Origin of the sequence: Legionella tunisiensis (genome assembly GCF_000308315.1) — a bacterium.
Lineage (GTDB): Bacteria > Pseudomonadota > Gammaproteobacteria > Legionellales > Legionellaceae > Tatlockia > Tatlockia tunisiensis.
In genome coordinates this window covers 1-12471 of sequence record NZ_CALJ01000318.1, presented here as the reverse complement: position 1 = coordinate 12471, position 12471 = coordinate 1, and the positions used below count along the sequence as shown (strand labels likewise).

Genomic DNA, 12471 nt, shown 5'->3' with positions numbered 1-12471 from the left:
AAACTGAGATGTTAGGTTGAAAGACTTAAGCATGCGCTCCCGCAACACCGCCTTGATTGAAGAGTCTGAAATATGTTCAATAAACCTGCAATATTAGTGCTTGCCGATGGAACGGTTTTTGAAGGCGTCTCTGTTGGTGCCGATGGTGACTCCGTAGGTGAATTAGTTTTTAACACAGCAATGACTGGTTATCAGGAAATGCTGACAGATCCCTCTTATGCCAAACAAATTATTACTTTGACGACCGCTCATGTTGGAAATACAGGTTGTAATCTTGAAGATATGGAATCATCGAAGATCTGGGCTGCTGGTTTAGTGATGCGTGATTGTTCTTTAGTAGCCTCAAATTACCGCTCTGAACAATCGTTGCCAGATTGGTTAAAAAAGCATGGCGTTGTGGCAATTGCTGGTATAGATACACGGGACTTAACACTTCGGTTGCGTCAACAAGGTGCTGTGGCTGCCTGCATTAGTACGTCGGTAAATGAAATGGAACTTGCTTTAGCAAAGGCTAAAGCGTTTGCTGGTTTGGAAGGTATGGATCTAGCTTGCGAAGTATCGCGGAAAACCGTGGAGCGCTGGCATGAAGGGCGCGCGGGATGGGGAGAGGCTTCCAAACCTTCTCGATTCCATGTTGTAGCTTATGATTTTGGTGTGAAACATACTATTTTGCGTATTCTCCATGATAAAGGTTGCCATGTAACGATTGTACCAGCTAAAACCTCGGCCGAAGAAGCACTGGCACTGAATCCTGACGCTATCTTTTTATCAAATGGGCCAGGTGATCCATTGGCTTGTGATTATGCAATTGCAGCAACTAAAAAATTTCTCGATGCGAATGTACCGATTTTTGGAATTTGTTTAGGTTTTCAAATATTGGCTTTAGCCTGTGGTGCGAAGTCACTTAAAATGAAATTTGGTCATCATGGCGCTAACCACCCAGTCATCGAGACAGATGGATCTAAACGAGTTCTAATTACTAGTCAAAATCATGGGTTTGCAATCGATGAAAATTCTTTGCCGGATTGCCTAGAAGTCACACACCGGTCTTTATTTGATAAGAGTTTGCAAGGAATTAGGCATAAGCATAAATCAGCCTTTGGTTTTCAGGGTCATCCGGAAGCTAGTCCAGGGCCGCATGATATTGAAGTCATTTTTGAACAGTTTATGACAATGATGAGTTAAATTTAATAATTATAAAAGGGGATAAAGTGAGTGATTTTCATGTTTTTACCTCAGAATCGGTTTCTGAGGGGCACCCAGATAAGATTGCCGATCAAATTTCTGATGCTATTTTGGATGCTATTTTAGCTAAAGATCCTAAAGCCCGTGTGGCTTGTGAAACTTTTGTTAAAACCGGTATGGTTTTAGTTGGTGGCGAAATTACGACTACTGCATGGGTTGATGTTGATGAAATTACTCGTGCGGTGATTAAGGATATTGGCTACAACAGTTCAGATATGGGATTTGACTGGGCGTCATGTGCGGTCTTATCCGCCATAGGTAAACAATCCCCTGACATTGCCCAAGGAGTAGATAACCAACAGACTAAAATTCTTGGTGCAGGCGATCAAGGCATGATGTTTGGCTATGCCAGCAAGGAAACAGATGTCTACATGCCAGCACCTATTGCCTACTCGCATCGCTTAATGAGAAAACAGGCCAGTCTTCGCAAAGAAAATAAGCTACCCTGGTTACGTCCAGATGCCAAATGTCAATTAACAATGCGCTACGAACAGGGACAACCTGTCGCTGTAGATACCATCGTGTTTTCTACTCAGCACTCTCCAGATATTAGTCACCAGGAATTAACCGAAGCGGTCAGAGAGGAAATTATTAAATCGGTATTGCCTGCTGAATGGTTATTACCTAAAACTCGTTATTTTATTAATCCAACCGGGCGCTTTGTTATTGGTGGTCCACTTGGTGATTGTGGTTTAACGGGGCGTAAAATCATTGTTGATACCTATGGCGGTATGGCACGTCATGGTGGTGGTTGTTTCTCTGGTAAAGATCCTTCTAAGGTAGATCGCTCTGCTGCTTATGCCGCGCGTCATGTGGCAAAAAATATTGTAGCGGCCGGTTTGGCAGACAAATGTGAGGTGCAAGTGTCATACGCTATTGGTGTTGCGGAGCCAACATCTATTAGTGTTGATACTTTTGGTACTGGTCATCTGGCTAATTCAGAAATTATTGAATTGATTAATACTCATTTTGATTTAACACCACAAGGTATTATCGATCATCATGATTTATTACGTCCTATCTATAGGCAAACCGCTGCTTATGGACACTATGGGCGTGAAGATTTACCTTGGGAACGCTTAGATAAAGTTGCTGCTTTAAGTAAAGCCTTATGAGCTTAACGTGCTAATGCCAGATCAGGGGGGCTATTACATTTCGCTTGCTTTGCGGCCAAGATTGTAAAAATGCCAATAGACCCTAGTTGATGGATCGATTGAGAGGATAACTGATGAAACAGGTGGATGCTGTTGTAACAAAGAATCATGTAACCCAAGATTATAAAGTTGCTGATCTGTCTTTAGCTGCCTGGGGGCGAAAAGAAATCGCCGTTGCGGAAACAGAAATGCCGGGTTTGATGGCTTTGCGGAAGGAGTTCGCTACCGAAAAACCACTGCAAGGTGCACGTATTGCTGGTTGTTTGCATATGACAATTCAAACGGCTGTTTTGATTGAAACCTTGCTTGCTTTGGGCGCTGAAGTTCGTTGGTCATCATGCAATATTTTTTCAACGCAGGATCATGCTGCTGCCGCAATTGCGGCAGCAGGTATACCCGTATTTGCTTGGAAAGGTGAAACAGAAGATGAATATTGGTGGTGTGTAGAGCAAACTCTGCGCGGCCCCGATGGTTGGTCACCCAATTTGTTACTCGATGATGGCGGTGATTTAACCAAGATTATCCATGAAAAATACCCAACCATGTTGACGGCAATTAAAGGGGTATCGGAAGAAACAACAACTGGCGTGGCAAGACTTTACGACATGGCCAAAAAAGGGCAATTAGGAATGCCCGCTATTAATGTCAATGATTCAGTAACCAAATCTAAATTTGATAATCTTTATGGCTGCCGTGAATCACTTCTGGATGGTATTAAGCGTGCAACAGATGTGATGATAGCAGGTAAGGTAGCACTGATTCTTGGTTATGGGGATGTAGGTAAAGGTTGTGCACAAGCTCTGCGAGGTCAGGGTGCCTCGGTATGGATTAGTGAAATTGATCCGATTTGTGCATTGCAAGCAGCAATGGAAGGTTATCGAGTCGTTAGACTGGATGAGGTTGCTGAACAGGTTGATATTGTTATTACAGCTACAGGCAATTACCACGTGGTCAAACATGACCATATGATACGTATGCGGAATCAAGCTATTTTATGTAATATAGGCCATTTTGATTCAGAAATTGATATTCAGAGTTTACGAGAGCGTGGGTATAAATGGGAAAATATTAAGCCGCAGGTTGATCATGTTATCTTCCCTGACGGTAAGCGTTTGATTATCCTTGCTGAAGGACGCTTAGTCAATTTGGGTTGTGCTACTGGACACCCAAGTTTCGTGATGTCTACCTCTTTTACAAATCAGGTTTTGGCGCAAATAGAATTATTTCAGCATACTCAATGTTATGACAAACAAGTCTATGTTCTCCCTAAACATCTGGACGAAAAAGTCGCACGCTTACATCTAGAACGTATTGGCGCAAAATTGACGCAATTAACTGATGAACAGGCAAAATATCTCGGTGTTCCCATTGATGGTCCTTACAAACCCGCATACTATCGTTATTAGATGCAAAACGCAGAAACCCAAGCGACACCAAGATAGTAGAAATGCAGGTAAGGTCTTGGTGTTGTTTCAAAAAACTGCAAGATAAGCTAATTGCCTTTTGCCAGGATGGCGCAAAGGGTAATTCTCCTGCATGTTGTCACAACGCTTATTCTTTTACATACTTACTTGTTGAATTACAGTAAAAGGAGTTAGATAGATGCGTTATCAAGGATTGATAGGATTAGCCCTGTTTTCTTTTATACACATGGTTGCTGCTCAAGAAGCTGCTGTGCGAGTGATTGTAAAATATAAACAGCCTTTAGCGGCGTCTTCTTTGCGAGCTGTACTGAGTCAAACTGCTCATTTACCTATCTATTCATTAACACCTATCGCAGGTGGAGCCTATACGTTAGTGTTTAATGATAAAAATTTACCGAAAAGTGGCCTAAAAAAATTGATATCACTACAAGAGTTCTTGAGCAATTACGTAAAAATCCAAATGTAGTTTATGCAGTTAAAGACAGAGTAGGTCATTTTAAACCGGTTCCTAATCCCCAGCCTATGATCTCGAGGCCAATGCTTTCTCATGAGTTGCAATGGGATGAATTTTCACCCCCGGCGGGGATGATGTTGGAATCTGCACCAGGACGCCGAGATGGTGCTTGGGCTTACAGTACTGGTCTAGCAAGAAATCCAGTGGTTGTTGCTGTGCTGGATACAGGTATTACCCTGAATGACAGTTTAATTAATAGCGTTGTGAAAGATACCTTAGGAAATATTTGGGGATGGAATTTTGCAGCAAACAATAACAATGTCATTGATGAAACGGGTACTTACCACGGCACTCATGTAGCGGGAATTATCGCTGGTTATGGTGATGTCATGGTTGGAGTTGGTGAGAATCTGAAAATTCTACCTGTTAAAATTCCTGATGTAACAGGGATGTTTTACGAAAGCCAGGTGATTAATGCCATTTATTGGTCTGTGGGAGGGCGTGTACCTGGAGCACCGGTTAACATCTACCCTGCTAAAGTACTCAATATGAGTTTTGGTATTGATGAGCGCCCTGGTAAGGAAATTGATCATTGTGATGAGGCGTTACAGGATGCTTTGTTATTTGTGCGTAAACAAGGAGCGGTTATTACTGCTGCTGCAGGTAATGACAATCGCTGGGAGCATTATAATGCACCTGCTGCTTGTAACGGGACTATAAAGATTGCTGCTACAGGACCAGAAGGTTTACGTGCTTATTATTCTAATTATGGGCCAAGCGTCAGTTTTGCTGCCCCTGGCGGGGATCTGCGTTATGGCAGAGAAGGTGGCATTCTTTCCACGGTTAATCCTGGCGGTGGTTATCAAGGTACGGGTTTTGATTTCTACCAGGGAAGCAGCATGGCATCACCCCACGCAGCGGGTGTGGCTGGTTTGATTTTTGCAATTAGAGAGGGAGAAATATTACCAGAGCAGGTGGAGCAAATTCTTTATGCGACGACCCATGATTTCGGAAAAAGCAGCGATAGTAATAAATCTTGTGTTGATGAAAAGCCTTGTGGGCATGGAATTTTAGATGCTGAAAAAGCTGTTAAAGCAACATTAGCCAATTTTGATAGGGTTATTACTGTTCCAACAGCTAATGAGCTAACTCTTTTCTCTTGTGGCAGGAGGAATACTTATCGACCCGCTGTTGCCATATTAAAGACTGGTACAAAGAGAGAGCCAACAGAATGGTTACAAATGACGGCAACTTGCCAGCAGAAAAGTGAATATTCTCGTATACAGCTGCGTCAAACTAATAAGAAAGAAATCGTTGTTAACTATGGTGCGGTAAGCTATCGTTTAGATAATTCAGAATTTAGACATTGCCAACTCATTGGTAAACAGGGTGTAGGCTGCTATCGCTAATACGAACGGTATCTATAACAGTGCAACGTTGTTGAGCGCTTTATTTAACTACTTTAGTTAACTAGAATTTGACAGTCTACACACATTTTTATCCACAAATTTTGTGGATAAAGCAAGCGTTCAAAACAAAAGCAAAAACAATTTAATTCTTTAAAACCAAGGACTTTTGGGATAAAGGATTTTTTGTTAACAAATAAAATGAGGAAGGAATAAAAAATATCCACAGGATATAAGAACGAGGAACAAATTCTACTAGGCCGGTAATCATAACAAAGAAATAGTAAAAAAAGTCTTGACTTGTTATATTATTTCGATTTTAGGGAAGCTCCAGTAACATGGATGATAAATGATGGTGCTGTTCTTGAAGGGAATTAAATAGAGGGTATTCTTGTCGCAGTTTCTTATTTCTAGGTGGACGCCTCGTAAGATGTTTTAGGCTTCTTAAGTTAGTTAAGCATGCACACCACATCGTTAACCTAGCATCCTTCAGTCTATTTGTAAATTGGACAAGGAATACTCTCTATTGATTATAAGATAACCTTAATGCTCACTAGTAGACAACAGATAAATTGTTAAATTATAGAAAATTTTAATTTGTAGCTTAACTGAGAAGTGATAATTATTTTAATTTATTAGAAAGAGCGTTTTGATTCTTCACCGAATTAGCAACTTTTAGTTCACCCTTCTATGGCGTGGGGATGGATGATTGTTCATAACCTTGCTCATAAAAAGGATTGTCATATTCCGTTCCATTTTTGGCGATATAGCTGATGATCTTTTTTGCTGATAATGCAAGAGCAAGTGTATGGCATTTGTTTCTCAGATCTACTCCACTTAAAGAGCCCCCAATTTCAGAAGCAGCTAGAGTGATTTTATAGCAGCCATGGGCTTTTGTATCTTCCTGTAAGTCTGCGCGAGACTGGTAAAAATTCCTATAGACGTTTCCTGATTCAATCCATCTCCAACTATTGTATTCACTAAGATCATGGCCAGGATCGATTACTTCGAATACGGGGGTATAAAATACCAGTTTCTGATTACTATTTTTGAGTCCGAAAAATGAAGACATGGTGAATCCCTCCTGTATCAGTATCTTATTGTTGATCTATTTTTGAAAAGAATTTAAAAAGTCATAATGTTAATATTCTATTCATATTTGATCTGTATAGTACAGTGTTGTTTCAATTAAATCATATATAGAACGATGAAAACAGTACTGGATCAAATTAATAGTAAACTTTTAGAAAGAGTAAAACCTAAGAAATCATTTACATTGTTTAGTGATACTGAGTCTGATTTTTTAGTTCTCTCCATAAACAACTTAACTTAAGTAATGCTATGGCAATCCATGATTTGCTGAATGCAATTGCTATACTAGAGAGCATGCCGCTAGGGGCTAAAACGTTCAAAGATTATTTAGATAACGAGCGGTATCGCACTCTGGATGATTTGGATAATTTGAAATTAGATATTCCTGAACAGGCCCGCTTTGCTGGTAAATCCAAAATTGCGCCAACTTTGTTACCAATGTTGGCGAAAATTCATGAGCGTCTTTTTTCCACCTATGAATTAGCCTATTTCCATGCTCACGGTGAGTTGCCAGTGAATCAAATTGATTACCATCAAGTGATGATAGAAGAATCGCAAAAATTTAATGAAATGAGTTTGACGACTAAGCAAGCAGAGTTACCTGATAAGGCAACAATCGTGAAGGATGTGGCTAGAGGTACTGTCACTATTGCAGGCCAAAGGATCCTGATTGAGGATTCTTCTGATCCTTCAGCCATTATTACTGCAATTGAATCGTTGACTGGAGACAAGGTAACGAGACTGGGGTCGAAAGCTAACAAATTATTTAACTTTGGTGGTCAATTCTTGCAAGCGACTCTTTTACAAGAGTTTTGCAGTACAGGTATGATAGTTGATAAGAAACTCATTGGGCTCGATTCTGGTTATACGAAAGGTTCAATTAATTGGGTTAAAGATAAAATAACCGGGGAACCTGTTGCAGAAATAAAACTCAAAATTTTAACTTGTAGTTATCTAAATCCCAAGGGCAACGAAGCAGCAAAGCTTTATGCCATGGCCGCAGATGGAAGCTCCTTATTAGAATTGAATGATAACAATGCGGTTGAGACTATTATGCAACGTGCCAAATCAGAACTCAGTGGAAATACCACTGATGATATGATACCTATTGCTGAAGTAAATGCCACGATCCGTTTGGTTCCACAACCTTATAAACTACCGCAAGAACATTTTATGCAAGTGGAAACAGCCTCTATTCGCTACAATACCCCAGATATGGTATCAACAAAAGAAAGAGGGTTATTGGCAGAGCTTGTTTTGGAGCGCATAGACGATTCTTTAACTGTCTCGACCCGTTATTACTAACAGGCTCTCGCTTAGTATTTTCTAAGATGATAATAAGCAAAATTAGCTTTTGCGTAGTATCCTTTTGGTAGTCTAGGCAACGTCTGATTTCAGTATGAAGCCTGTTAAGATCCCCGGGCTAAAGGGATTGATTTGATTTTGAGTTTTCAACAGATACCGTCCAGAATTACCATTTACTTCAAATAAGATTTGTAAGCTGGCGCTATCGTTGCTATCAACAAGTACATTGACTTTTTCCAGCATCTTAAAGAATGCCCAGGTGCCTGTTTCTTCCAGTTCGTAATGATTCCCCTCAATGGAATATAATGTTAATTTTGCATCCACTTGCGGCCAGTTAAAGAGAGTATAGGAGTCACTACTCTGGTTATCGCTTAAAGTGGTTTTACCAATGGTCAACTGTAAATTGGATACGACAGGATCTAAATTGATTTTTTGGAGACTAAATTCAATTTTGCTTGTTTCGGTTTCTTCAGGAAAGAACATATTGGTAATGACATTGGCACGGATTAACTCATTCGTGATCTCACTTGAAATAGGTAATACATAGCCATTTAATTCCTTGGGTTGCCATTGGGGAGTAGACGTATCTAAAAAGGTTTCAAATAATTGTTCACAAAGACATTAAGCACTCCATGGGGTGCAAAGAAACGATCAAAATCACCGAGAGTTACCTCATCTTTTTGTGAAGGATCAAGTGGGTAACGATTAGCTATGGTGGTTTGGTATTCTTTATAGACGGATTGCTGCCATTGTTTATTTAGATAAGTTCTACTCTCGTTAATAAAAATGAACCAGGTATCATCTGCTAATTGTTTTGCCCAGGTAGAAACCGGTTCTGGGAGTTGACGTGCTCTATTGTACAAAGTACTGAGCGGATCGGATAAGGTACCTCCTTGAAAACGCGTTTTGGTTAAATCAAAGATCGTACGTCCTTGATCATTGATTAATGAAAGCGTAGTAAGGAATTTTTCCAATTCATTGATATTCTGCGAGAGTTCGTTCGTAGCGGAATGACTCAGTAAATTTAAATACATGAATTGGTTAGCTACTTTTTGATTAAATAAAGCAGCGTCTTCAGTCAACTCGGGGCTTGTTTGCTGTTGAATTAACTCAATAAGTTTGCTTATGGAGTTGTTTTGATGCAACGTTTGCGTGAGTTGCCGTGCTTGTTGATAATCCTGGTAATGTTGTGGCTTGGTGCGTCGAATGAAATTTTGCCACCAGGTTACATAGTCAAAATAATAAGCCTCTTCTAGGAGTACAGGCAGGTTATTCAGATCTTGACGCGCTAAAACCCAATTTTCATGTTGGAGTTGGGTTGCTAGTTTCGGCAGCAACATAATGACTTCTTTAAAGCCAGCCTTGGTATAGTAAACAGGCAGTTCTTTACTGGCTAATTCAAAGCCATTCACTTCAATATCTTGTTTCTCGGTAGAAAAATTATTTTTTGCCAGCGAGTAATAAAGATAAGTTACGGGCAAAGCATTGAGGTAATTCCGCACATCACTGACCAGCTGTCTATTAATAACTACGGGTTGCATAGGTTGTTTTAAAGCATCTTTAAGCAATAATAACTGCTTAGATAAATTACTCGATTGGTTATTGGCTTGCCAATATTGGGAGAACCAATGAGTTACTTCGCTTTCTGAGTAATGCTCTGGCTCTCCCAGCATTAGATAAATTTTTAAGGCTTGATACCGTGCTATTTGTGTTTGTGCCGGATCGGAAATGATTTGCTCAACATGGGATAGCAACTCAGGTAAGAAATTATCGCGTAAACGATGTTTAGTATTACTATGCAATTGAGTTTTTAATTGCTCGATAATTGGTACAGAAAGTATATTAGAAGGAATTTGTTGCAATTTGGTTGCAGCCAATGACAAATGATAAAGTGCCGTAGTTTTATCATTGACTTGCCCAAGCATTGATTCATAGGCCAGCAATTCCTTGCTCGCTTCATCTAATAGTCTTGAGGTTTTGAAATGTTGATGAACTATCCACACAAAAGATAAACCAAGTATTCCAGCAGTTAGCCCTGCCAGTAATTTCTGAATGGAACTTGTTTGCTTGGTATGACGCTTGGTTTGTTCCTGACAAGCTTTCAAAGCACCTTCAATAAAATAAGGCCGATAATTATTGGATTGAGGAAATTTATCCTGAATAGTTAGAGCATATTCATGCTGAATCTTCTTATTTAATCGGTCAATACTATGACCGCCTTGTTCTGCACTGCTAAAATAGATGGCCTGTATGCGCAATAATTGGATCGGCAAATTTTGTAATAAGGATTGAACAGGTACACGCAAGCTGGCAAGCTGGAGAGGAAATTCTCTAATTAGGGTCCGTTTGGCACTGGAGCGGGCAGGATGTAGTTTATTGATAATTTGCTGGCTCAATACCTCCAGCATTTGATCAAATTGTTGCCTGTAATTAACAAGCATTTTACTTCTCTGCTTTGTATAATCCAGGGAAAACCCAAGTGGTTTTGCAAGTTCACTGGCATGATCTGACTGAAAAAATTCACAAAACCCAGCGAGAGTATCGAGTTTAGTCAAAAGAATGGAGGCCTCAACATTGTAGCCTAAGGCATGTCCAAAACGTTCGAGTAGTTGTGCATGTGATTTACATTGCTCGACAAGCTGTACTGGTTCTGCAAGTAATAGCTCGTTACTGTTAATACATAAAATGATGCCACTAATTCTGACATTATTGTGGCAACGATTGAGTTGTTTCAGAGTATAAGTGAGTAAATTTTCACTTTGATTAAGCCAGGTTTCTCCAAGCTCTAAAATTACCCCATTCTGATTATAGAAAAAATTAGCACGATTTTCGGTATCAACAGGATAATGAGTTAGATTGCTTTGACGTAGCAAAGCTGTTTTACCTTGATTTATTTTGCCTGTAATCAAGAGAAAAGAGATAGCATTATTTTGTGGTTTTAAGTAGCCCAGAATTTTTTTAATGCTTCACAAAGTGCGTTTAAAGATTTGTCCATTAATCATCCAGCTTAGCAGTTACAGTATGTCCAAATTGAACGATTTTGGCTTGATTTTCCAATAACGTATGGCTAATAAAATAACCAGCGACCAATATAACCAAGGCTGAGACTGCTGTTACAATGACAGGCCTATAATTTTGGGGAAAGTTATCAATCACTTTTTGTTCGTGAAATAAACGATGCGGTTTGTTGACACGGTGCTGTTGGATTAATTGATACAAATCTTCGATTAAATTATCCAAGACTTGCCTGCCATTTGGACGCCCATGCTGTTCTCCTTCAAAACCTGCAATTAGGCAATAATAAGCGAGTTCGATTAAATCCAGATATTGATTTGGTTGTTGCTTAATATAATTAACAATGTCAAAAAAACGCTGTTGTGGGCCTATCTCACCATGTGACGAGGGGGTGAAAGCCTTAAATTCAGCAGCCTTACCATAAAGGCGTAGATAATTTTTTCCCAATAGCTCATCAACAGTGGCGCAAAGAATATAGTGAGCAAGAGCATCGATTTCTTCAGTAGATGTTTTGCTATTGACCCGACTATGAAAAGCACGTAGTTCGTGCTCGATATTTTCACGGATACTCGTGATCGGTGGCAAAGAAGGTGTAATGCATAAACGCTCTAATAGAGAGAGCAATGGCCCTGCTGCTGCCACAAGCGGATTGGTAGTAAAAGGTGCAATAAATAATTTAGAACGATAATATCCTTGGGGCATTTGCTGCGCGTTAGGTAATGACAGTCGGCTGACAAAAGAGGCCGAAAAGGGTTCGGCTGCCATGGCTTTACTCCAAATAGGATTAATTATCTGTAACTTTTCACCTTACTAGCAATTTAGATGTTTTGGAATCATCTAAAGATTGAAGGTGCAGTCACTATTGTTCTAAAAAAATATGAAAGGTTTAACGATAATACGTTATCTGTAAAGCCTTGTCGATAAGTTGTGTTAAACGCAGTCAATCTTCATCAAACGCATCTTTAAAATAACGAAGAACCCAGTTTTCACCAAGATATTCAAAGCAGTCTTGAAGGAAATCGGCAAGCTCTTCTGCTGTTAAATGGTGTTCAAAACCAGCTGGTTCAACATGATGATGAAAATAATCGTTAAAATAGTGCTCACAAAAATTGACATAATCTTGTGTATGCAAGATGAAATTATGCCACATTTTATCCATCATTAGTAAAGGACCGAACAAGTAGGTTGGGCGATTGTTTGTTTGACGATAGGCATTGACCCACATCCAAGCCAAGAGATCCTGAAATAATTGGGTACTTTTTTCATGTGAAAAATCGGGGTATTGGTGGCAGAAATGGCGAACTACCTGCTCGTTTTTATAAGTTAGTAGTTCGGTAAGGGGGGGGACTCTCATTAGCGGCAACAGGTTTTTTGCC

At 39.8% G+C, this 12471-nt stretch carries 11 protein-coding genes and 1 other RNA gene; 6 read left to right on the top strand and 6 right to left on the bottom strand.

The genetic code is table 11. The annotated features are described in order from the left end of the window. Positions 1-72 precede the first annotated feature (72 nt). From carA to BN58_RS27475, 5 genes are all read left to right on the top strand, one after another. Entirely contained in the window at positions 73-1185 is a 1113-nt protein-coding gene (gene carA, locus BN58_RS19350) for a glutamine-hydrolyzing carbamoyl-phosphate synthase small subunit (RefSeq protein WP_019218243.1), read from the top strand. Positions 1186-1211: 26 nt separating this feature from the next. Beyond that, positions 1212-2360 (top strand): methionine adenosyltransferase, encoded by a 1149-nt coding sequence (gene metK / locus BN58_RS19345; protein ID WP_019218242.1) that lies wholly within the window; start codon positions 1212-1214, stop codon positions 2358-2360. 113 nt (positions 2361-2473) lie between these two features. Further along, positions 2474-3805 carry an adenosylhomocysteinase gene (ahcY, locus tag BN58_RS19340; RefSeq protein ID WP_019218241.1) on the top strand — a complete coding sequence of 444 codons (1332 nt, stop codon included), beginning with the start codon at positions 2474-2476 and terminating at the stop codon, positions 3803-3805. A 196-nt stretch (positions 3806-4001) separates the two neighbouring features. Further along, complete coding sequence (locus BN58_RS35485; protein ID WP_232220845.1) at positions 4002-4289, top strand: hypothetical protein; 288 nt, start codon at positions 4002-4004, stop codon at positions 4287-4289. A gap of 71 nt (positions 4290-4360) precedes the next feature. After that, entirely contained in the window at positions 4361-5686 is a 1326-nt protein-coding gene (locus BN58_RS27475; protein ID WP_232220843.1) for a S8 family peptidase, read from the top strand. A 373-nt stretch (positions 5687-6059) separates the two neighbouring features. Here the strand turns inward: BN58_RS27475 and ssrS are convergent. Both ssrS and BN58_RS19330 read right to left on the bottom strand, forming a co-directional pair. Beyond that, positions 6060-6211: non-coding RNA, 6S RNA (gene ssrS / locus BN58_RS38320), on the bottom strand. Positions 6212-6371: 160 nt separating this feature from the next. Then, positions 6372-6755: a hypothetical protein gene (locus BN58_RS19330; protein WP_019218240.1), complete on the bottom strand. Its 384-nt coding sequence runs from the start codon at positions 6753-6755 to the stop codon at positions 6372-6374. Positions 6756-7024: 269 nt separating this feature from the next. On the opposite strand from BN58_RS19330, the gene BN58_RS19325 reads away from it, so the two are divergent. Next, positions 7025-8080 (top strand): hypothetical protein, encoded by a 1056-nt coding sequence (locus tag BN58_RS19325; protein WP_019218239.1) that lies wholly within the window; start codon positions 7025-7027, stop codon positions 8078-8080. Between the two features lie 72 nt (positions 8081-8152). Here BN58_RS19325 and BN58_RS35480 read toward each other — a convergent pair whose 3' ends face one another. From BN58_RS35480 to BN58_RS19310, 4 genes are all read right to left on the bottom strand, one after another. Further along, positions 8153-8563 (bottom strand): type VI secretion IcmF C-terminal domain-containing protein, encoded by a 411-nt coding sequence (locus BN58_RS35480; protein ID WP_232220841.1) that lies wholly within the window; start codon positions 8561-8563, stop codon positions 8153-8155. Positions 8564-8667: 104 nt separating this feature from the next. Further along, positions 8668-10989 (bottom strand): type IVB secretion system protein IcmF, encoded by a 2322-nt coding sequence (gene icmF, locus BN58_RS27470; protein WP_232220840.1) that lies wholly within the window; start codon positions 10987-10989, stop codon positions 8668-8670. A gap of 85 nt (positions 10990-11074) precedes the next feature. Further along, positions 11075-11860 carry a type IVB secretion system protein IcmH/DotU gene (icmH, locus tag BN58_RS19315; protein ID WP_019218238.1) on the bottom strand — a complete coding sequence of 262 codons (786 nt, stop codon included), beginning with the start codon at positions 11858-11860 and terminating at the stop codon, positions 11075-11077. A gap of 175 nt (positions 11861-12035) precedes the next feature. Beyond that, on the bottom strand, positions 12036-12449 hold the full coding sequence (locus BN58_RS19310; protein WP_026069620.1) for a glycine-rich domain-containing protein: 414 nt from the start codon (positions 12447-12449) through the stop codon (positions 12036-12038). Positions 12450-12471: the final 22 nt, after the last annotated feature.

Bases quoted from the DNA above. Each gene is read 5' to 3' on its own strand.
- BN58_RS35485 (WP_232220845.1), top strand. From the start codon at position 4,002: ATGCGTTATCAAGGATTGATAGGATTAGCCCTGTTTTCTTTTATACAC.
- BN58_RS19325 (WP_019218239.1), top strand. From the start codon at position 7,025: ATGGCAATCCATGATTTGCTGAATGCAATTGCTATACTAGAGAGCATG.
- BN58_RS27475 (WP_232220843.1), top strand. From the start codon at position 4,361: ATGCTTTCTCATGAGTTGCAATGGGATGAATTTTCACCCCCGGCGGGG.
- BN58_RS19310 (WP_026069620.1), bottom strand. From the start codon at position 12,449: ATGAGAGTCCCCCCCCTTACCGAACTACTAACTTATAAAAACGAGCAG.
- BN58_RS19330 (WP_019218240.1), bottom strand. From the start codon at position 6,755: ATGTCTTCATTTTTCGGACTCAAAAATAGTAATCAGAAACTGGTATTT.
- ahcY (WP_019218241.1), top strand. From the start codon at position 2,474: ATGAAACAGGTGGATGCTGTTGTAACAAAGAATCATGTAACCCAAGAT.
- BN58_RS35480 (WP_232220841.1), bottom strand. From the start codon at position 8,563: ATGTTCTTTCCTGAAGAAACCGAAACAAGCAAAATTGAATTTAGTCTC.
- icmH (WP_019218238.1), bottom strand. From the start codon at position 11,860: ATGGCAGCCGAACCCTTTTCGGCCTCTTTTGTCAGCCGACTGTCATTA.
- carA (WP_019218243.1), top strand. From the start codon at position 73: ATGTTCAATAAACCTGCAATATTAGTGCTTGCCGATGGAACGGTTTTT.